This is a genomic window from Streptomyces sp. D2-8 (genome assembly GCF_023184515.1).
Taxonomy (GTDB): Bacteria; Actinomycetota; Actinomycetes; order Streptomycetales; family Streptomycetaceae; genus Streptomyces.
In genome coordinates this window covers 154,833-174,701 of the sequence record NZ_JAAHBP010000015.1, presented here as the reverse complement: position 1 = coordinate 174,701, position 19,869 = coordinate 154,833, and the positions used below count along the sequence as shown (strand labels likewise).

Here is a 19,869-nt window from a genome sequence, read left to right as displayed (position 1 = left end):
CGACTGGGCCGGATCCCCGTGGGGTGGTCCGAAGCTAGCCCCTGAGAACCGTGAAATCGCCTGCTGAGGGCGGGTGGAGGAGATCCTTATGGCCCGCTTAAGGGAGTGTTCGGGCTGGCATCAGGTAGGTACCGTCGCGGGCATGGCAGGCGAGGAGATCCGGTCGGCCGGTGCCGCCGACGTACCGGTCGCCAAGGACGTGATCGACGCGGCCCTCCGCCCCTACGTCGAGCGCATCGGGCGGGTGCCGCAGCCCATGGAGGAGGACCACGAGGCGAACGTGGCCGCGGGCAAGGTGTTCGTGACGGGAGAGCCCGTGACCGGGCTCGTCGTGGTCGAGGCGTTCGAGGACCATCTCTTCCTCGACATCATCGCCGTCCACCCCACCGCGCGCGGCGGGGGAGTGGGGCGGCCGCTGCTCCGACCCCCGCGGGCGGCAGCTCCTGCGCGCCTTATGACCGGCACCGGCCGTTCAGGCGTCCGGCCACCAGGTGCGGGCGATGTCCTTGCGCACCTCGGGGCGCCCCGCGGGGCACTCCTCGGCCTCTTCGCGGACCCGGCGGACGTCCGTCTTCTTCAGGGGCTTCTGCACGGTCACACGGCGCATGGCTGCCTCCTTCAGGGTCTACCGGGTTCCGCGTTCTCACGGAGGTAGACCTTTCGGGGGAGAGTTACTCATCGCTCCTGGTCTGTCAGTGGCGGCAGTCACGATTCGAGTGTCAGTGGCGGGTGTCACTCTTGGGCCCATGACGAACGTGGACTGGGACGCCGAGGCAGCCTCCTTCGACGAGGAGCCGGACCACGGCCTGCGCGATCCCGAGGTGCGCCGCGCCTGGGCCGGGCGACTGCGGGGCTGGCTGCCCGGACGGGCGGGCGACGTCCTCGACCTCGGGTGCGGCACCGGCAGCCTGTCACTCCTCGCCTCCGAGCAAGGGCACCGGGTGACGGGCGTCGACCTCTCCCCGGCGATGGTGACGCTCGCCAGGGAGAAGCTCGCCGGGCGTGACGCGGTGTTCCTCGTCGGTGACGCCGCGGCACCCCCGGTCGGGGAACAGCGCTTCGACGCCGTGCTCGTCCGGCATGTCCTGTGGGCCCTGCCCGACCCCGGCCGCGCCCTCAGGTACTGGTGCGGGCTGCTGCGGCCGGGCGGGCGGCTCGTGCTGGTCGAGGGCGTGTGGGGGAGCGTCGAGCCGGTCGGCATATCCGCCGGGCGGCTCACCGGCCTGCTCGCCCCGATCGCCGGGCGGGTGCGCGTGGAGCGGCTCTCGGACGACCCGCTGCTGTGGGGCAGGGCGGTGACGGACGAGCGGTACGCGGTGGTCGCGCAGCCCGGGGCGTCAGGCCAGGAGCGCGGTGAAGCCGTCGCCGCGGGCCAGTGACTCCAGCTCGTCGAGCGCCGCCAGCGCGGCGGACGCCGCCTCCGGGTCCGACTCGCCGAGGCCGCTCGCGGCGAACTCGTCCTCGTCGAGGCGCCGTACGTCCGTGCCGTCCGCGGAGCGCCACAGGTCCAGGTCGAGATCCTCCACGACCAGCTCCGGACCGGAGCGCCGCGCGGGTCGGGTGACGTCGCAGTACCAGCCCTTCAGCGCGCCCGTGGCGGAGCGGACCTCCTTCACCGCGTACCAGCGGTCGCGCCAGTAGTACTCGGTGAAGACGTCCCCGGGCTCGAAGCGGACGAAGCCGAAGTCGCGGACGCCGGAGCCCGCCCACGGCGCGCGGACCGCGACGCGCGTGCCGTCGTCCGTCAGCAGCTCTCCGGTGTAACGGATCTTCGTACGGCCCGCCTTGACGAGCACGACCTCCAGCTGCGGGGGCAGGTCAGCCGAGTTCGCGGACATAACGCACTTCCTTCGCGCAGATCTCGTAGCCGAACCACTTGTTGATGGCGATCATCGGCTCGTTGCCGGTGTCGTTGCCGGTGAACGCCTCCGTGTACCCCGCGGCGCGGGCGCGATGCAGGGAGTCGTTCTTGGCGAGCTTCGCCAGGCCCCGGCCGCGGAACGCGCGGGAGGTGCCGGTCATGGCGGTGCCGTAGCGGGAGTCGCCGTCGGTGTACGCCACGCTGAAGGCGGCGGGGCGGCCGTCGACGACCGCGATCGTGGTCAGGTCGCGGTTCAGGAGCGGGTGCCTCCAGGTCTCCTCGATCCACGCGTCGTAGTCCGTGAACTCCACGTCGATGTCGCTCGGTTCGTCCGACGTGGTCTCCGCGTCCAGTTCGAACACAGGGCGCGGGTCGTCCGCGAAGTCGGCGGCCGTGCGCAGCTCGACGCCCGCCGGGAGGTCCTGGCGGGGCGGCAGGGCACCGGCCTTCAGGTCCAGGCGCAGGAACCAGGCGGAACGGCTGGCCCGGAAGCCGTGCCGCTCGGCGAAGGCGCGGTTGTCCGGCTCGTCCAGCACCCAGGTGAACAGCTTCGTGACGCCCAGGCGTCCCAGGCGCTCCTCGGCGGTGCGCAGCAGGAGCGAACCGGCGCCGCGGTTCCTGCGGCCGGGGCGCACATAGATGTTGGCGGAGCCCTGGCCGGGTTCCGGGCTGTCGTGGGCGACATGCACCTGGGCCGTGCCGATGATCTCGCCGTCCTCCTCGGCGACGAGCTGCCCGAAGCGGGCGTCCGGGTGGGCGTGCGTCAGGGTGTGCACCACCGACTCGGGCGTGGAGAGCATGTACGGCAGGGCGAGGCGGCGGGTGTCGGAGAAGCCCTCGGCGTCGGCTCGGACGTCGGGGCGCAGGTCGCGCACGATCACGGTCATGGTGGCGCACGCTACGCGTGGACAAGTCCGGGGTGCCTCTCATTTTCCGCCGGGTGCGCGACAATCGGCCTGTGACCTTGAAGATCGACATCGACGACAGTGCTCCGCCCTACGAGCAGGTGCGGGCGCGGATCTCCGAGCAGGCGCGGTCGGGTGCGCTGCCGGTGGGGTACCGGCTGCCGACCGTGCGGGGGCTGGCCGAGTCACTGGGACTCGCCGCGAACACGGTCGCCAAGGCGTACCGGGCGCTGGAGGCGGACGGGGTGATCGAGACGCGGGGCCGCAACGGCACGTTCGTGGCCGCCGCCGGCTCGGCGGCGGACCGCGAGCTGGCCTCGGCCGCACAGGCCTATGCGGAGCGGGCCAGGAGGCTCGGGCTGGGCGAGGACGCCGCGCTCGCCGCGGTCCGGGACGCCCTGCGGGCGGTCTACGGGGAGTAGGGCGTCCTAACCGGACTGCTGCGCCAGTCGCTCGGGTGTCCGTGTGATGTCCAGTCCCGCCGACCTCCCCGCCCGTGAGAACGCCATCGCGTCCTCCACCGCCGCGCCGCCCGGGTCGTTGTTGAAGTACGCGTAGACGTCCTCGCCGCCGGGCCAGGTCGTGGTGATGCGGTCGAGCCAGGTGGCGAGGGAGCGGCGGCCGTAGCGGGGCCAGGGCCGGGCGCGGCCCTGGTGGAAGCGGACGTAGCCCCAGTCGGCGGTGCGCCACAGGGGCGTCGCGGGGCGGGCCAGGATGTCGGCCCAGCACAGGGCGGCACGCCGGGACTCCAGGACGCGGCGGACCTCGGGTGTCCACCAGGAGTCGTGGCGCGGCTCGACCGCGACCCGGGTCGAAGCCGGGAAGCAGGCCAGACAGGCGTCCAGCAGGCCCGGGTCGGCGCGCAGGGTGGGCGGGAGCTGGAGCAGGACCGGGCCGAGCCGTTCGCCGAGGCCCGCCGCGTGGCTCATCAGGCGGTGCACCGGCTCCTCGGGGTCCTTGAGCCGCTTGATGTGGGTCAGATAGCGGCTCGCCTTGACCGCGACGACGAAGTCCCCGGGCACCCGCCCCCGCCAGCCCTCGAAGGTCTCCCGGGCCGGCAGCCGGTAGAAGGCGTTGTTGATCTCGACGGTGGCGAAGTGCCGCGCGTACTCCTCCAGCCAGAGCCGCATCGGCAGCCCGGACGGGTACAGGACGTCCCGCCAGTCCTTGTACTGCCACCCGGACGTGCCGACGAACAGGGTCATACACCCATCAAAACACCAGCGAGCGTGGAGCTCCTACAGATGTGAAGCTCCTACAGATACAGCCCCGCGTCGACGCCCCCGCGCGGCTCCGGCAGGGCCGTCGGGGACGTGCCCCGGCGCAGCGCGTACAGCTCCGCCAGCGTCGCGCCTTCACGGCCCACGCCGTCCTCGTGGCCCAGCCAGCTCACCGCCTCGGAACGGGTCAGCGGACCGACCTCGATCCGGGCGAGGCAGCGGCCGGGCCGGACCACGGCGGGGTGCAGGCGCTCCAGGTCCTCATTGGTCGTGACGCCGACCAGGACGTTGCGGCCCTGGCCGAGCAGTCCGTCCGTCAGATTCAGCAGCCTCGACAGCGCCTGGCCCGCCGTGTGCTTGGCCTCGCCGCGGATCAGCTCGTCGCAGTCCTCCAGGAGCAGCAGCCGCCAGCGGCCCTTGCCCGTCGCGTCCTCCTCGCCGATGGCGATGTCCATGAGATAGCCGACGTCGGAGAAGAGCCGCTCGGGGTCCAGGACGCAGTCCACCTGGCACCAGTCGCGCCAGGAACGGGCCAGCGTCCGCAGCGCCGACGTCTTGCCGGTGCCCGGCGGGCCGTGCAGCAGCAGCAGACGGCCCGCGATGTCCTCGGGGGTCGTCTTCATCAGGCGGTCCATGGCGTCCGCCACCGGCGCGGTGTAGTTGGGCCGGACCTCGTCCCAGGTGCCCGCCGCGATCTGGCGGGTGGTGCGGTGCGGGCCGCGGCGCGGGGAGACGTACCAGAAGCCCATCGTGACGTTCTCCGGCTGCGGTTCGGGCTCGTCCGCCGCGCCGTCCGTGGCCTGGTCGAGGACCTTCTTCGCCAGTTCCTCGCTGGTCGCCGTCACCGTGACGTCGGCGCCCCGGTTCCAGCGGGAGACCAGCAGCGTCCAGCCGTCGCCCTCGGCGAGGGTCGCGCTGCGGTCGTCGTCCCGGGCGACGCGCAGCACCCGGGCGCCGGACGGCATCAGCGTCGCCCCGGACCGCACGCGGTCGATGTTCACCGCGTGGGAGTACGGCTGCTCGCCCGTCGCGAAGCGGCCGAGGAACAGCGCGTCGACGACGTCGGACGGGGAGTCGGAGTCGTCGACGTTGAGCCGGATCGGCAGCGCCTCGTGCGGGTTTCCAGACATGCCGCCATGATCCGGCACGGGGACGCCGCGTGCACCCGGTTTCCAGGTGCACGCGGCATGTTGCCCCGGTGCAGGTCAGCCCCCGGAGCGGGAGACCAGCCCGCGCGCCTGCCGGGCCCTGCGCACCAGGGCGTATCCCTGGGTCAGGGCACGGTCCCCGGCGAACGTACGGGCGATCGCGCGGCCCTCGACGATCCGCTCGAACTCCTCGATACCCGTGCTGCGGCGCACCGTCACCCGCCGCAGCGCGTACGGCCCCTGCGCGCGGCGCGCGAGGCCGTTGCCGACGGCGAGGGCCTGGGCGTAGCCCGTCTCGCGCACCGTCTGCCGGACCCGGCGGCTGGAGTAGCCGTAGGGGTAGGCGAACGAGGCCGGGACGGTGCCCAGTTGGTCCCCGATGATCTCCTTGCAGTGGATCAGCTCGAACCGCAGGGTGGCGTCGGAGACCTGGTCGAGCTGCGGGTGGCTGTGGCTGTGCCCGCCGATCTCGACGCCGCCCGCCGCGAGTTCGCGGACCTGGTCCCAGTCCAGCATGGTGTCCAGGCCGCCCCCGGTGTCGTACGGCCCTCTGAGCCACCCGGTCGAGACGAACAGGGTGGCCGGGAAGCCGTGCTTGGCGAGCGCGGGGAGGGCGTGCCGGTGCACGCCCTCGTAGCCGTCGTCGAAGGTGATGAGGACCGGCCGCTCCGGCAGTGCGCGGCCGGAGCGCCAGCACGCCGCCAGTCCGGCCGTGGTGACCGGCCTGAGACCCCGGTCCGCGAGCACCGCCATCTGCTCGGCGAACGCCTCCGGGGTGACCGACAGGGCGCGGGTCGCCTCGTTCGGGTCGGTCGCGACCGCGTGGTACATGAGGATCGGTACGCGGGCGTCGCTCACGGACTCGCCCCTCCCCTGGCCGCTCCCTCGGCCGGCACGCGCGACGGTCCCGCACCCGGCGCCGCCTCCACCTCGGGCACCGAGAACGTCGTTCCGCCGCGGCGTGCCCGGACGCTGCCGACGACGTAACCGCCCGCCGCCGTCAGCACCCCGGCCACGATCGCGCCGGCCCGTCCCGCACCTCCGGGCCGGGCCAGCAGGGCGTCCCGCAGCCCCCGGGCCACCCCGGCCGGCAGGACCCGGGTGGCGTACCGGCGCTCCGACTCCAAGCCCTTCTCGGCGCCGACGCTCCGGGCCACCAGGGCCTTGGACAGGCCCTCGGCGTAGGCGCGGGTGCGGAAGTAGCGGAAGTGCTCGCGGATCTCGGGCACCCGGTGGTGGATCACCGCCCGGTCGTCGATCAGCAGTACCGCGTCGGGCCGGGCGCGGCTGAGGCGGATGCACAGTTCCGTCTCCTCGCAGCCCAGCGGGCGTTTGTCGCCGTCCCGGCCGATGCCGGTGGCGAAGCCGCCCGCCGCGTCGAAGGCGCTGCGGCGGAACGAGGCGTTGCCGCCGAGCACGTTGCGCACCCGGACCCGGCCGCGCGGCAGGCCCAGATACGTGCAGCCCACCACCCAGTCGAACTCCTCCGGGAACCAGTCGGGCCGCCGCCCCGACGCCCAGACCGGAACCGTACGCCCGCCGACCGCCATCACCCGCGGGTCGCCGTACGCCTCGGCGAAGTGCCACAGCCAGTCGCGCTCGGCCACGGCGTCGTCGTCGAGGAAGGCCACGACCTCGCCGCGCGCGGCGGCGATGCCGGTGTTGCGGCCGGCGGACAGGCCGCGGGGGCCCGCGTTGGCGAGCACCCGCACCACAGCGCCGTCGGAGGACTCCCTGCCGTCGGAGGACTCCTTGTACTCCTTGGCCAGACGCTCCCGGAGCGTCTCGTTGTGATCGACGACCAGCAGCGTCTCCAGGGCCGGCCGGGACTGCGCGCGGACCGAGGAGACCGCGGCGAGGATGTCCTCCCAGCGGTCCTCGGTGTACGCGCAGATCACGACGGAGATGCCGGGACCGCTCAAGACACCTCTCCCCGCATCGCGTCCAGCATCGGCGACTGGGGCGAACGGCGGCGCAGGGCGCGGCGGTTGGAGCGCTCCTGCAGGATCACCCTCAGGACGCGCAGCCCGTCCCGCACGGCCCGCAGGTTGCTGGTGCCGTGGATGCGCAGGTACTCGTGGCTCGGGATCTCCTGCACCTTGAGCCCGGCCTTGACGACCCGGATGTTCATCAGCGTCTCGACCTCGAAGCCGGTGCAGTCGAGGTCGATCTTGTCGAGGCAGTGGCGCCAGAACGCGTTGTAGCCGTAGCAGAGGTCGGTGTAACGGGCGCCGAACTTGCGGTTGACGACCGTGCACAGCGCCCAGTTGCCGAGCTTGCGTATGAAGGTCATGTCGTCGGTGCCACCGCCGTTGGCGAAGCGGGAGCCCTTGGCGAAGTCCGCGCCGGAGACCAGGGCGGAGACGTACGACAGGATTTCCCCGCCGTCCGCCGAGCCGTCCGCGTCGACCATCACGATGATGTCGCCGGAGCAGGCCTGGAACCCGGTGATCAGGGCGTCGCCCTTGCCCTTGCCGCGCTGCTCGACGACCTTCACCTCGGGCCACAGCTCGCGGGCCACCTCAACGGTGTTGTCGGTGGAGTTGCCGTCGACCAGGACCACTTCGTGGATCCAGTCGGGCAGGGACTTGAAGACGTACGGAAGGTTATCCGCCTCGTTCATCGCCGGGATGACCACGCTCACCGGCGGCGCTATGGCCAGGTGCGAGGAGACGGGCCGGTACTTCCCGGCGGTCGGCGGATACGGGTCCGTCGCGGCCGGCTGCAGAACTGAGCTCATGAGTCTGGTCCCTCTCGTCCGGTGGACCGCCCCCCCAGGGCAGTCCGGATCCAGTCCGGTTCGAAAGGGGGGTTCTCACCCGTGGCACGCCGAGATGGAGCTTCGGGCACGCCGGGTGAGCTGGCAAAGCTGGTCGGCAGCGAAAAACGGCAGCCGACCGCGCGGCACGGCCCGGAGACCGGTGCGGTCACCGAGCACGGCACCCCCCTACCGCGCCCCGCGCCGGTTCGTCGCGGTCCTTGAGCCCTCCCCTAGAGCCGCGTACTGACGGACCGATGCGGGTGAGATGTATGACGGTATTGACGATTGAACCCGTATGGCAAGACCTGGAACGGCCTCTCACGTTTTTGTTGGTTTGTACGTTGCGACAGGCGCCTTGTGGGACCCAAGTTGCGAGTTCCCGTCACATAAGCATGCGTTCCCCGGAGGCGATCAGGGCCTCCGGGGAACGCATGTTCAGGTGCCGGTGGGGATGCCGGTCACTGCACGATCTGCAGCAGCCGGTTCGGCGAGCCCGAACCCGCGCTGGTGACCTTGCCGGTGACGGCGCCGTTCACCAGGGCCGTGGCGACCTGGGCCGGGGTGGACGAGGTGTGGCCCGCCAGGTAGACCGCCGCCGCGCCCGCGACGTGCGGGGTCGCCATCGAGGTGCCGGAGATGGTGTTGGTCGCGGTGTCGCCGGTGTGCCAGCCGGCCGTGATGGAGGACCCGGGCGCGAAGATGTCCAGCACGGAGCCGTAGTTGGAGTAGCTCGCCTTGGCGTCCGTGCGGGTGGTGGCCCCGACCGTGATCGCCTCGGCGACCCGGGCCGGCGAGGACGAGGAGGCGGTGGTGCTGCTGTTGCCCGCGGCGACGGCGTAGGTGACGCCGCTGGCTATGGAGTTGCGGACCGCCGCGTCCAGGGTCGCGGAGGCGCCGCCGCCGAGCGACATGTTGGCGACCGAGGGGCCGGAGTGGTTCTGCGTCACCCAGTCGATGCCCGCGATCACACCGGCCGTGGTGCCGGAGCCGCTGTTGTTCAGCACCCGCACGCCCACGATCTTCGCCTTCTTGGCGACGCCGTAGGTCGAGCCCGCGATCGTGGTGGCCACATGGGTGCCGTGGCCGTTGCCGTCGGAGGCGGTGGTGTCGCCGTCGACGGCGTCGTAGCCGTACGAGGCGCGGCCGCTGATCTGCTGGTGGGTGATGCGCACACCGGTGTCGATCACATAGACCGTCACCCCGCCGCCCGCGCTGTCCGGGTAGGTGTAGGTGCCGGACAGCGGGAGGGAGGCCTGGTCGATGCGGTCCAGGCCCCAGGGGGCGCTGGTCTGGGTGGCGGCCAGCGTGACGCGCTGGTTCTGCTCGACGGAGGCCACCGCCGGGTCGGCGGCGAGCTGCCGGGCCTCGGTCGCGGAGAGGGTGGCCGAGTAGCCGTTCAGCGCCTTGCCGAACGTCTTCTCGACCGAGCCGCCGTACTCCTTCACCAGCCCCTTGCCCGCGGCCGAGGACGCCTTCAGGCCCGCGCTCTTCTTGAGCGTGACGAGGTAGCTGTCCTTGATCGCGGTCGGGGAGTCCGCGGCGAGCACCCGGCCCTCGGCGGGTGCGGCCTGGGCGGGAAGGGCGGTGAGCCCGCCCACGAGGGCTGCGGTGGCCAGCGAGGTGAGTGCGGCGAACCCGAGTCTCTTGCTGCGCAGTTGTGCCATGACGAGGGATTCCTCCTCTAGGCGGCGCACGCCTGGGTGGGGCGCGCGTCCTGTGGGGGATGTGCGCGTGCTCGCGCACACGGGCCGGGGAGTGTCGTGTTCCGCTCCCGGCCGGAGTAAAGCGTCGGCCAACTACCGGCGTAGAACAAGAGAGCTGAGCGTCTGTCAACAAATTTGTCATGCACGCGCAACAACAGGAGGTGGGCGTGTAACACGACCCGCTGTGAACAAGCCATGGGCATTCACGGAAGGCCGAAAAGACTTGGCATGGACACTTCCTGTCAACACGCGTAGCTGCTACGACGGTTATGGCAGAGATCCTGCTAAAGGGAGGTTCCATGAGACGTTCCCGATTTGTCGTCCTCGTGAGCTCGCTCCTCCTCGCCGTCGGCACCGCCCTCACCGGGGCAGCGACGGCGCAGGCGTCCTCACTCGCCGCAACTGGCGGCTATGTGGCGCTCGGTGACTCCTACTCCTCCGGAGTCGGAGCCGGCAGCTACATCAGCTCCAGCGGCGACTGCAAGCGCAGCACCAAGGCCTACCCCTACCTCTGGGCAGCCGCCCACTCACCCTCGACCTTCGACTTCACGGCCTGCTCGGGCGCCCGAACGGGTGATGTTCTGGCAAACCAGCTCGCCCCGCTCGGCGCCTCCACCGCCCTCGTCTCGATCAGCGTCGGCGGCAACGACGCCGGATTCGCCGACGTCATGACGACCTGTGTGACCCAGTCCGACAGCGCCTGCGTCTCCCGCATCAACACCGCCCGGGCGTACGTCGACTCCACGCTGCCCGGCAAGCTCGACAGCGTGTACTCGGCCATCCGCTCCAAGGCCCCCACCGCCCGGGTCGTCGTCCTCGGCTACCCCCGCTTCTACAAGCTCGGCGCCACCTGCCTCGGTCTGTCCGAGACCAAGCGCAAGGCCATCAACGACGCCTCCGACCACCTCAACACCGCCCTCGCCAAGCGCGCCGCGAACCACGGCTACGCCTTCGGCGACGTACGCACCACCTTCACCGGCCACGAGATCTGCTCCGGCGACTCCTGGCTGCACAGCGTCAGCTGGCTCAACATCGGCGAGTCGTACCACCCGAAGGCACCCGGCCAGTCGGGCGGCTATCTGCCCGTGCTCAACGCCAACGACTGACCGCTCAGCCGGAGTCCGAGTCCGAGTCCGGGCCCGAGTCCGGGTCCGGGTCCGTGCCGGAAGGAGAAGGGGAGGCCCCGTCCGTCGGGGTCTCCGTCTCGCACGTCACCGAGAACGGCACCGACTCGGACGTCGCCCGCACCGGCTCCCGCACCTCGACGCTGATCTCGTTCTCGAACGTCCCGCTCTCCGCCTCGGTCGTCACCCGCACCGTGTCCTGCTTCGCACGGCCACCGCCGTCGGGGAACGACAGCGTCTTCCAGCCCCCGTCGAGCACTTGGCCGTCCTCGGTCACCCAGCGGTAGCTCACCTCGGCCGGCAGCCGCCCCACCGTGAGCGTCGCCGTGAACTCGGGTGCCTGGGCGTTCGGCGGCGGACAGGTGCCCGAGTAGTCCGTGCGCCGGCCCTCCAGGGCGACCCGCACCGACTGCGGCGGCGGACTGCTCTCCTTCGTCCTGCTCGGGGACGGCGACGGGCTGGACTTCTCGGTCCCGGTGTTCCGCGGCGGGCTCTTGGTCGCGGTGGGCGTGCTGTCCCCGGCCCCCTGGTCGTTGTCGCCGGAGCCGTCCCCGTTGTTCAGCAGCGCGTACGTCAGGCCGCCCACCGCGAGCGCCAGCGCGATCACGCCCACGACCAGCACCCGCCCGGCCCTTCGGTCCCCGCCCCGGCCCGTGGCCGTCGTGGCCGCGGTCGGACCGGACGCCGCAGACCGGCCCGGGAACGGCATCGGGGGCGTGGGAGCGGGTGCGGGGTGGCCCGCGACCGTCGGAGGGAACGGAACCGCCCGCGTGGTGCCCGTGCGCGGCGAACCGCCCGCGGCGACGACCCGCAGCTCCTCCTCGGCCCGCTCGGGCGGCAGCCGCTGCTCGGGATCCTTGCGCAGCAGCCCCTCGATCACCGGGGCGAGCGGACCGGCCCGGTACGGCGGCGGCAGCTCCTCGTCGACGATCGCCCGCAGCGTGCTCAGCGGGGTGTCGTGACGGAAGGGGGAGTGGCCCTCGACCGCCGCGTAGAGCAGCACCCCGAGCGACCACAGGTCCGACTCCGGGCCCGGCGTACGGCCGAGCGCCCGCTCCGGGGCGAGGAACTCGGGCGAGCCGATGACCTCCCCCGTCATGGTCAGCGCGGAGCTGCCCTCGACCATGGCGATGCCGAAGTCGGTGAGCACGATCCGGCCGTCGTTCGAGATCAGCACGTTGGCCGGCTTCACGTCCCGGTGCAGTACCCCGGCCTCGTGCGCGGACCGCAGCGCGGCCAGCACCTCGGCGCCGATGTGCGCGGCACGCTGCGGTGTCATCGGGCCCTCGGCGTCCAGGACCTCCGCCAGGGAGAGGCCGCGGACCAGTTCCATGACGATCCAGGGCCGGCCCTCATCCGTCGCCACGTCGTACACCGTCACCACGTTGCGGTTGGCGACCCGGGCCGCCGCCCACGCCTCCCGCTCCAGCCGCGCGTACATCCGCTGCACGTCGTCGCCCGCCAGTCCGGCGGGGGCGCGCACCTCCTTGACGGCGACCTCGCGGTGCAGCACCTCGTCGCGGGCGCGCCACACCGTCCCCATGCCGCCCTCGCCGAGCGGCGCCAGGAGCCGGTAGCGGCCCGCGATCACACGCTCATGGCCCGGTTCTTCGAACACGGCGCCCCCATTCGCAGCCGGGCGAAATCTCCATGGGAAGTGTTTTCCCCATGAGGTCGGTTTTCCTCACGACGTCCGCTTTTCTCCTGACGTCCGATGCCTGTCGAACGTAACTCAGCCGAGTGCGGATGCCGCCCCCTTGAACACCAGTCCGGCCCCGAGAACCACCACGGCGAAGGCCGAACCGAGCGGGGCGGTCCGGCGCACCAGGGCCGCCATCGGGCCCGCCGTCCATCGGGGGCGCCGGTCCAGCAGCCGGGTCATGCCGCTGCCCGCCTTGACGACGGCGTACCCGGCGGCGGTGAGGGTGAGCGCCAGGCCGACGCCGTAGGCGACGACGAGCAGCAGACCGAACCAGGCCTGCCCGAGGGCCGCGGCGCCGACCAGCACCACCACGGCGGACGGGCTGGGCACGAGCCCGCCCGCGAAGCCCATGAGGATCGTGCCGCGCAGGGTGGGGGCGACGGCATGGCTGTGGGTGAATCCGCCGTGGGTGTGCTCGATCGTGTGGGGGTGGGAGTGGGGGTGGTCGTGGTCGTGGGTGTGGCCGTGCGGGTGGTCGTGGTCGTGGTCGTGGGTGTGGTCGTGGTGGTCGTGGGTGTGGCTGTCGTGGGTGTGAGTGTGGCTTCCGTGGTCGTGATGATGGCCGTGCGGCTGGCTGTGCGCGCGGTTGCGCAGGGCGCGTCGGACCAGGCTCGCGCCCACCAGGGCCACCAGGAGGCCGCTGGCGACGCCGAGCCAGGCGATCACCGAGGGCGCCGCCGCAGAGCCGGCCGTGACCAGCAGGCCCAGGGCGACCACGCCCAGGGTGTGCGTGACGGTCACCGAGGCGGCCATGGGCAGGACGTCCTTCATCCGGGCCTGGCCGCCCCGGGCCGCCGCCGTCGCGGCCATGATGGTCTTGCCGTGGCCCGGGGCGAGCGCGTGCATCGCACCCAGGACGACGGCGATGAGGAGGGCCAGCGCGGCGAAGCCGGCGGTGAGGTCCTGCCGGGCCACCAGGTCGTCCAGGGCCCGTGTCCAGCGGTCCGCGCCGCGCGGGAGCACGGAGGCCGCGGGGGCGTCCGCATCCTCCCCGTCCAGGGCGGCGCCGCCGGGGCGCACCCGCAGGGCGGCCGACGCGGTGTCGGCCGGGGAGGACAGCAACTCCTCGGGGTAGCTGGTCAGTTCGGCCGATATCGACTTCTCCGGCACATCCGACGCGGCGAGGGTCATACGGTCGCCGCGCGCCGTGATCTCCCGCCAGCCCGGGCCGCTGGAGGCGCCCGCACCGCGGAAGCCGAGGGCCAGGGTCTTCTCGCCCGACGGCAGAGGAGCGGTCAGCTCGCACTCCACACGGAGGGTGTCGAGCCCCGCCTGCCCGGGCCGCACGCGCGCGTGGCTGCGCTCGGCGGTGAGGGTGACCCGGCGTCCGCCGACGGTCGCGTGGCTGTCCTCGGCGGCCGTGGCGCACCGCTCGCGGGCCCACATGGCGATGCCCAGCCGCTCGATGTCCGGCCCCGCCTGGGTCGCCGGGATCTCGGCGAGGTCCTCGACGTGGTGGACCCGCAGTTCGCCGGGGGCGGCGACCAGGCCGTCGTAGCGGTTGACGGTGAAGTTGCCCAGCGGGTGGGCGCTCGCCGTGGCGGCGGGCAGCAGGGTGAGCGCGCAGGCGGCCGTGAGGACGGCGGCGCCGGACGCGAACAGCCGGCGCAGGGTCACCGGTTCCCCTCCAGGTCCTCGAGTGCGGTACGGGCCTCGCGCGCGCCGAGGGGCGAGAAGCCGGGGTTCAGGTCCAGCGCGGCCTTCAGATGCGCGCGGGCCCCGCGATCGTCGCCGGTGGCGCGCTCGATGACACCGCGGTGGAAGAGGAAGACGGCGTTGTCATAGCCGGTGGCGGTCGCCCGGCGGGCGTACGGCAGGGCTTCCTCGTCACGGCCGTTGACGTGCAGGGCCCAGGCGAGGGCGTCGGCGGTGTGGACGCTGTGGCGGCGGTCCCACTCGGCGCGGGCGGCGCGCAGGGCCTCCTTCTTGTCGCCGTGGTCTGCGGCGGCCATGGCCGAGTCGAGGTCGGCGTTGACACCGCCGGCGCGGGCGAGGGCCGTCCAGGCGTCGACGAGGGCGTACTGGTCGCCGGCCTTCGCCCGGTCGCCGTCGGCGTCGCGGTCCTCGTACAGCTCGCCGAGGGCGACGAGCGGGCCGGGCAGCGGGAACCGGGCGACGACCTGCTCCAGCCCCTTCAGGGCGGCCGCCCGGTCACCGCTCGCGGCCTGGGCGCGGGCGCGGCCCTCCAAGGCGGGCAGGTACTCGTCGTCGGCGGCGAGGGCACGGGCGTAGTGGCCGAGCGCCGTCTTGTACTCACCCTGGTTCCAGGCGAGCTGGCCGAGGGCGGTGGCGACGTACGCGACGTCGGCGGGCGCGGCGGCCGAGCTGAGGGCGCGCTCCAGCACCTCACGCGCCGTGCGGACGTCGCCGCGCAGCTCGTGCACGTACGCGTACCGAGTGAAGACGGGCACGCCGGGGCGCCTGTCGTCGGCGGTCTCGGCGGCCTCGGCGGCCTCGTCGTACCGGCCGAGTTCGACCAGGGCGTCGATACGGGTGCACAGGGCGCGCTCGTTGTAGGGGTTCTGCTTCAGGGCCCGGTCGGCGTGGGCCAGGGCGCCGGGGAAGTCGTGCCGGGCGGCGGCGAGGGCGGCCTGCCCGGCCAGGGCCTGGTCGTTGCCGGGCTCCAGCGCGAGAGACCGTTTCAGGGCGCGCTCGGCCTGCGGATACCGGGAGGGGTCGCCCTTCGTACGGGCCTGCTCGACGTAGGCGACCCCGAGGGTGGTCCAACTGCCGAAGTCCCTCGGCTGGGCCCGGAGATGCTGCTGCAGGGACGCGATCCCCGCGTCGAGATCCCCCCGGGCGAGATCGCCGGGCGACAACGCCCCGGACGCCGACACGGCATCGACACCGGCCCCGCGGTCCTGCACGCCCCCGACCGCGATGGCCCCACCGGTCACCGCGACCGCCAGCAGCACGGCACAACCGGCCAGATGCAGGGCCCGCCACCGACGGCCCCCATCGGCGGCCCGCCGCATGGCGGCGACCCGCCGACCGGCGCCGGACTCAGCCGCACCACCGTCCCGCTCCCCGGCGGTGCCGGGCTCCGGGTGCTCCGGGTCCGCCGACGGCGCTCGGTCGTCGTCGCGCCTGGCCGGTGTGCTGTCGGTGGTACGCGGAGGCATGACCTCTCCTCGATCGGATGTGCTGGTGCGGGAGTCGGCGGCGCGGCCCGCGCCGTGGGGGACGGGAAACGGGCCGCGCCAGTCGGTGGGAGCGGAGCGGGTCTAGTAGGCCCGGTTCCGCATGCGGCGCCACCACATCAGGGCCGCGCCGATCAGGACGATGCCGCCCGCCCCGGCCCCCGCGGACGCGGCGATCAGGCGCATGTCGTCCGAGCCCTGCGCGCCGGCCGGCTGGAGCGCGTCGCCCAGCTGGCTGCGGACGTCGTTGCCGCCGTCCACGCCCTTGGCGAGCGGACCGCGCGAACCCTCCGTCGGCAGAGCGACGTACGGGAAGGCCTTCTCGAACTTCTTGTCGTTCTTGTCGACCGCGTCACCGAGGTCGTTCTTCGCGCCCAGCAGTTCGCCCTCGACGACCTGGAGCGAGGCGTCGATCACGTCGTCGGTGAGGCGACGGCCGTTCGGGAAGCCCGCGTTGTCACCGTCCAGGACGCCCAGCCGCTTGGGCTTGGCGGCCGGCTTGATGGACGTGTTGAGCCGCAGCTGCTCCGACGGCGTCACGTGCGGCGGCTGGTTGAGGTCCTTGACGCCCTTGAGGAAGACGTCGACCAGGTCGTTGCGCGGCTCGGCCGGCGCCGGGATCTTGTAGATCGCCTCGATGAGCTTGGGCAGCTCCGGGTTGGTGACGTTCTCCAGGAACTGGGCGTCGTCGCGCGGGGTGGACGCGTTGAACTTGTCCTTGTCCTTGATCGGGTTGACGACCTCGTTGACCAGCGGGTTGCCGAGGCGCGAGACCTGCGTGAAGTAGCCCTTGGCGTTCTTGCGCTGGGTTGTCGACCAGATGCCGACGATCGGCTGCTCGTGCGACTCGGTGATGAAGCTGTTGGGCACCTGCAGGGCGATCGAGTTGACGTTGTAGCCCTTGAGGGTGTCGTTGCCGACCTCGGAGAGGTTCCCGCCGTACAGCAGGTCGAAGACGCGCAGGTCCAGGAAGAACGGGTCGTCGGCCTGCCCGGCGAACGTCTGGGCGCCGCCGGCCAGTTTGTGGACCGCCTGCTTGCGCAGGGTGTTGTAGTCCGGCATTGACGCCTTGCCGACGTTCGACGGCGCCACCGGCACGTCGTCGGCGACCTTGGTCTTCGAGACGGCCTTCAGGTTCCGCAGCTTGATCAGTTCGAGGTCGTACGTCTGCGTGATGTTCAGGTCGGGGTCGTCGAGGCTCTCGACCGGGCCCGTGTTGTACAGGAACGTCTTGTCGTTCTTCGTATGAGTCTTGAACGTGTACCGGAAGAGCAGGTCTTCCTTCGCGTCACCGTTGCTGTCGATGCGCAGGTCGTACTGGGCGTCCTCGGCGAACGTGAAGAAGTTGGGCCCTCCGGCCGGTTCCTCGAAGGGGATCCAGTTCGCGACGATGGTCGTCGTGTCCGGCTTGTCCGGGCTGACGAACGCGTACACGTCCGTGTTGTCGTACTGGGGGGTCCCCGAGATCAGCGGGGCCTCGCGGTGGCTGGAGGCGGAGGCCGCCTCAGGTTCCAGCGCGGTCACACCGGCGGCTGCGAGCCCGCCGGCGGCCAGCGCGCCACAGATCACGGTCGCGATGCTCGTGCGTCCCGCACCGGTCCTGGAGATAGGTGTCATGCCGTCCGTCCTCCGTGCCAACTTGCCTGACACACGCCATTCGGAGCGGTCGGCGAAGCGGATTGGTCGAATCTCAAACGTTCTTACGGCGAGGCGGCGAAGTTGTTTCATCGCCGGGCGACCCGCGTTTTCGACGCGCTGATCCGTAACACCGTCCGGAGGTGTGTGCGTTGCGAATGCCTCGTGTGAGGGGACAGGCCCGGTGCGGCCTCGGAGAGGGGGACCGAGTGGAGGCGGACGAGCTGCTGCTGCTCGTGGCAGGTGGGGACCAGAAGGCCTTCGAGGAGCTGTACGGACTGGTGTCCGGTCCCGTGTTCGGTCTCGTACGGCGTGTGGTGCGCGACCCCGCCCAGTCGGAGGAGGTGGCTCAGGAGGTGCTGCTCGAACTGTGGCGGTCCGCAGCGAAGTTCGACCCGGGCAGGGGCAGTGCGATGTCGTGGATCCTCACCCTCGCCCACCGCCGCGCCGTCGACCGGGTCCGCAGCGCCCGGGCGGCCGGGGAGCGCGAGCAGCGCGAGGCGCTCCGCGCGAACCAGCCCGCCTTCGACCAGGTCACCGAGGAGGTCGAGGCCGGCCTCGAACGCGAGTGGGTGCGCCGCTGCCTCGACCGGCTCACCGTCCTGCAGCGCCAGTCGGTCACCCTCGCCTACTACGAGGGCTACACGTACCGTGAGGTGGCCGAGCAGCTCTCCCTGCCGCTGGGTACCGTCAAGACCCGGATGCGGGACGGACTGACCCGTATGCGCGAGTGCCTGGGAGGTGTGGCATGAGCCTCTTTGGCCGCGAGGACCTGCACTCGCTCGCCGCGCCCTACGCGCTGGACGCCCTGGAGCCCCCGGAGCGGGTCCGCTTCGAGAAGCACCTGAGGGACTGCGACCGCTGCGCCGCCGAGGTGCGCGCCCTGACCGAGGACGCCGTCCGGCTCGCCTGGTCCACGACCGCCCCGCCCCCGGCCGCGATGCGCGACCGGGTCATGCTCGCCGTACGGACGACTCCGCAGGACCCGGCGCCGCAGGGTGCGGGGCGCGAGCCGGTACGGGCGCGTGCGACGCAGCTGCCGCCGCACGTGTGGGGTGCCCAGCCGCCGCCACGGCAGCGGCAACGGCGCCGGATCCCGCTGTTCGTGCCCTTCGCGACGGCCACCGCCGCCGCGGCCCTCGTGGTCGCCTCGCTGTTCGCCGTGCAGGCGAACCGGACCCAGGACCGGCTGACCGCCGAGCAAGATCGGTCACGTGAGATCGCCCACGTTCTGGCGGCTCCGGACGCCCGTGCGAGCAGCGGCCGGGACGGGCGGGGGCGCACCATCGGAGTGATCGCTTCCGCCACGGAGGGGAGCGCGGTGGTCACCCTCGGCGGATACGGAGCCCCGTCGGGCAGTCGCGTGCACCAGTTGTGGCTCATGCGCCCGGGCGCGCAACCACGCTCCCTCGGGCTCTTCGAGGGCGACACGCCCCTGGTCGCAACGGGTCTGGGCGCCTCCGCGACGTCACTGGCGGTGACCGTCGAGCCCGCCGGGGGATCGCCGCAGCCCACTACCCAGCCGATCGTCCAACTCGCCCTGAAATCTGTTGGATTCGGAGAGTAATCGGAGATACATCGTCAACCCCCTTATGGGGAAGGTGAATCCTGTGACCGAGATACACGAGTGCCCGGACGGGGCGATAGGGTTAACCTGCCCGGGCCGGGTGGACTCGTACGGGTGGGGAGTGACATGGATCAGATAACAGTGCGCAGCAGGGCCAGGGTCCCTGCGATCACCTGCGGGAGCAGCGCGACCAGTTCGCGCCTCGACCGCCACCTCTCGGTGCTGGGCGGCCCTGCCGTCCCCCAGCGGGAGACGGTCGAGGCGACCTCGCTGATGCGGGAACTGACCGCGCGTCAGCCGCACGACCGCAGTGGCAGGGGCGCGCGCGTGCGTCGTGTGTCGCTCTTCGCGCCGCTGCGCCGGCTGCGCCGCACGCTGTTCGGCAGCAGGTAGGGGTCCGCGCTCGGGCGGTCGCACCGCCCCCGGCGCCGGCGCTGCGACACCCGTCGTCCGTCATCCCCGCGGCACGCAGCGGCGCCAGGTGTGTTCCCGAGCGCGGCACGCCCCCTGTCGGTGCCACATCCCCGCCCGGCAGTGACCGGGGGCGACGCCCGCGGCTGAGGCCGCCCGTTCACCGCTCGCCGTGCGCGTACTGACGCACGGCGAGCGGCACGAACACCCCGAGCAGCACGGCGCACCACAGGAGTGACCCCGCGACGGGGTGGGCCACCGGCCAGGCCGCCCCGTGGGGCACCGGAGTGTTGCCGAGCAGGTCCCGCAGGGCCGTCGCCACCGCGCTGATCGGATTCCATTCGGCGACCGTCCGCAGCCAGCCCGGCAGTCCGCTCGTCGGGATGTACGCGCTGGAGAGCAGCGGCAGCAGGAACGTCGCACCGCCCAACTGGCCGGACGCCTCCTCGTTGCGGGTGAGCAGGCCGAGGTAGATCCCGGCCCACGTGCACGCGAAGCGGAACAGCATCAGCAGCGCGAACGCCCCCGCCGCGTCGAGCGGGCTCCCCTCGACCCGCCAGCCCACGGCGAGGCCCACCAGCAGGAACGGCACGGCCCCGGCGGCCGCGGCCACCACATCCGCCGCCCCGGGTTGTTCCGCATCCGCAGCAGCTGGCGGCCCAGCATCGCGGTCCCGTCGTACGCCAGCATGC

19 protein-coding genes and 2 pseudogenes are annotated in these 19,869 nt (G+C 72.3%); 7 read left to right on the top strand and 14 right to left on the bottom strand.

All coding sequences use genetic code 11. The annotated features are described in order from the left end of the window. Positions 1–142: 142 nt before the first annotated feature. Positions 143–424: pseudogene (locus tag G3I77_RS25945) on the top strand (GNAT family N-acetyltransferase); the annotation flags it as partial. Between the two features lie 48 nt (positions 425–472). On the opposite strand, the gene G3I77_RS40700 reads toward G3I77_RS25945, so the two are convergent. After that, a complete protein-coding gene (locus tag G3I77_RS40700; protein WP_282573930.1) occupies positions 473–607 on the bottom strand; it encodes a hypothetical protein in 135 nt (44 codons plus the stop codon). Positions 608–746: 139 nt separating this feature from the next. Here G3I77_RS40700 and G3I77_RS25940 point away from each other — a divergent pair, with 139 nt between their 5' ends. Next, the gene (locus tag G3I77_RS25940) at positions 747–1,379 is read left to right on the top strand and encodes a bifunctional 2-polyprenyl-6-hydroxyphenol methylase/3-demethylubiquinol 3-O-methyltransferase UbiG (protein ID WP_248507599.1); all 633 of its coding nucleotides are present in this window, start codon (positions 747–749) and stop codon (positions 1,377–1,379) included. Here the strand turns inward: G3I77_RS25940 and G3I77_RS25935 are convergent. Both G3I77_RS25935 and G3I77_RS25930 read right to left on the bottom strand, forming a co-directional pair. Next, a complete protein-coding gene (locus G3I77_RS25935; protein ID WP_248507598.1) occupies positions 1,338–1,838 on the bottom strand; it encodes a DUF402 domain-containing protein in 501 nt (166 codons plus the stop codon). The genes G3I77_RS25940 and G3I77_RS25935 overlap by 42 nt on opposite strands. Continuing rightward, positions 1,819–2,748, bottom strand: a complete 930-nt coding sequence (locus tag G3I77_RS25930; protein WP_248507597.1) for a GNAT family N-acetyltransferase — start codon at positions 2,746–2,748, stop codon at positions 1,819–1,821. Before G3I77_RS25930 ends, G3I77_RS25935 begins: the two co-directional genes overlap by 20 nt. Before the next feature lie 71 nt (positions 2,749–2,819). On the opposite strand from G3I77_RS25930, the gene G3I77_RS25925 reads away from it, so the two are divergent. Next, a complete protein-coding gene (locus tag G3I77_RS25925) occupies positions 2,820–3,188 on the top strand; it encodes a GntR family transcriptional regulator (RefSeq protein WP_248507596.1) in 369 nt (122 codons plus the stop codon). A gap of 6 nt (positions 3,189–3,194) precedes the next feature. Here the strand turns inward: G3I77_RS25925 and G3I77_RS25920 are convergent, their stop codons facing one another. The 6 genes from G3I77_RS25920 to G3I77_RS25895 form a co-directional block, all read right to left on the bottom strand. After that, positions 3,195–3,971, bottom strand: a complete 777-nt coding sequence (locus G3I77_RS25920; protein ID WP_248507595.1) for a DUF72 domain-containing protein — start codon at positions 3,969–3,971, stop codon at positions 3,195–3,197. Positions 3,972–4,021: 50 nt separating this feature from the next. Next, a complete protein-coding gene (locus G3I77_RS25915) occupies positions 4,022–5,116 on the bottom strand; it encodes a DUF5925 domain-containing protein (protein WP_248507594.1) in 1,095 nt (364 codons plus the stop codon). A 75-nt stretch (positions 5,117–5,191) separates the two neighbouring features. Further along, a complete protein-coding gene (locus tag G3I77_RS25910; RefSeq protein ID WP_374386705.1) occupies positions 5,192–5,992 on the bottom strand; it encodes a polysaccharide deacetylase family protein in 801 nt (266 codons plus the stop codon). Continuing rightward, on the bottom strand, positions 5,989–7,056 hold the full coding sequence (locus tag G3I77_RS25905) for a glycosyltransferase family 2 protein (RefSeq protein WP_248507592.1): 1,068 nt from the start codon (positions 7,054–7,056) through the stop codon (positions 5,989–5,991). Before G3I77_RS25905 ends, G3I77_RS25910 begins: the two co-directional genes overlap by 4 nt. After that, complete coding sequence (locus G3I77_RS25900; RefSeq protein ID WP_248507590.1) at positions 7,053–7,874, bottom strand: glycosyltransferase family 2 protein; 822 nt, start codon at positions 7,872–7,874, stop codon at positions 7,053–7,055. Before G3I77_RS25900 ends, G3I77_RS25905 begins: the two co-directional genes overlap by 4 nt. A 479-nt stretch (positions 7,875–8,353) precedes the next feature. After that, a complete protein-coding gene (locus tag G3I77_RS25895) occupies positions 8,354–9,559 on the bottom strand; it encodes a S8 family peptidase (protein WP_248507588.1) in 1,206 nt (401 codons plus the stop codon). Positions 9,560–9,897: 338 nt separating this feature from the next. Between G3I77_RS25895 and G3I77_RS25890 the strand changes: the two genes are divergently transcribed. After that, positions 9,898–10,704 carry an SGNH/GDSL hydrolase family protein gene (locus G3I77_RS25890; RefSeq protein WP_248507586.1) on the top strand — a complete coding sequence of 269 codons (807 nt, stop codon included), beginning with the start codon at positions 9,898–9,900 and terminating at the stop codon, positions 10,702–10,704. Between the two features lie 4 nt (positions 10,705–10,708). On the opposite strand, the gene G3I77_RS25885 is transcribed toward G3I77_RS25890, so the two are convergent. The 4 genes from G3I77_RS25885 to G3I77_RS25870 form a co-directional block, all read right to left on the bottom strand. After that, positions 10,709–12,340 carry a serine/threonine-protein kinase gene (locus G3I77_RS25885; RefSeq protein WP_248507584.1) on the bottom strand — a complete coding sequence of 544 codons (1,632 nt, stop codon included), beginning with the start codon at positions 12,338–12,340 and terminating at the stop codon, positions 10,709–10,711. Positions 12,341–12,454: 114 nt separating this feature from the next. Further along, on the bottom strand, positions 12,455–14,041 hold the full coding sequence (locus G3I77_RS25880) for a nickel transporter (protein ID WP_248507582.1): 1,587 nt from the start codon (positions 14,039–14,041) through the stop codon (positions 12,455–12,457). After that, entirely contained in the window at positions 14,038–15,546 is a 1,509-nt protein-coding gene (locus G3I77_RS25875; RefSeq protein ID WP_248507581.1) for a lipopolysaccharide assembly protein LapB, read from the bottom strand. The genes G3I77_RS25880 and G3I77_RS25875 overlap by 4 nt, the downstream gene beginning before the upstream one ends. A gap of 102 nt (positions 15,547–15,648) precedes the next feature. Next, positions 15,649–17,181 (bottom strand): DUF4331 domain-containing protein, encoded by a 1,533-nt coding sequence (locus tag G3I77_RS25870; protein ID WP_248507579.1) that lies wholly within the window; start codon positions 17,179–17,181, stop codon positions 15,649–15,651. Between the two features lie 227 nt (positions 17,182–17,408). On the opposite strand from G3I77_RS25870, the gene G3I77_RS25865 reads away from it, so the two are divergent. From G3I77_RS25865 to G3I77_RS25855, 3 genes are all read left to right on the top strand, one after another. After that, positions 17,409–17,951, top strand: coding sequence for a sigma-70 family RNA polymerase sigma factor (locus G3I77_RS25865; RefSeq protein WP_033312815.1), 543 nt, complete (start codon positions 17,409–17,411; stop codon positions 17,949–17,951). Next, positions 17,948–18,766 (top strand): anti-sigma factor domain-containing protein, encoded by an 819-nt coding sequence (locus tag G3I77_RS25860; protein WP_248507576.1) that lies wholly within the window; start codon positions 17,948–17,950, stop codon positions 18,764–18,766. Before G3I77_RS25865 ends, G3I77_RS25860 begins: the two co-directional genes overlap by 4 nt. A gap of 126 nt (positions 18,767–18,892) precedes the next feature. Continuing rightward, the gene (locus tag G3I77_RS25855; protein WP_184844402.1) at positions 18,893–19,159 is read left to right on the top strand and encodes a hypothetical protein; all 267 of its coding nucleotides are present in this window, start codon (positions 18,893–18,895) and stop codon (positions 19,157–19,159) included. Between the two features lie 178 nt (positions 19,160–19,337). Here G3I77_RS25855 and G3I77_RS25850 read toward each other — a convergent pair. Next, positions 19,338–19,868 (bottom strand): annotated as a pseudogene (locus G3I77_RS25850) (ABC transporter permease); the annotation flags it as partial. Position 19,869 lies beyond the last annotated feature (1 nt).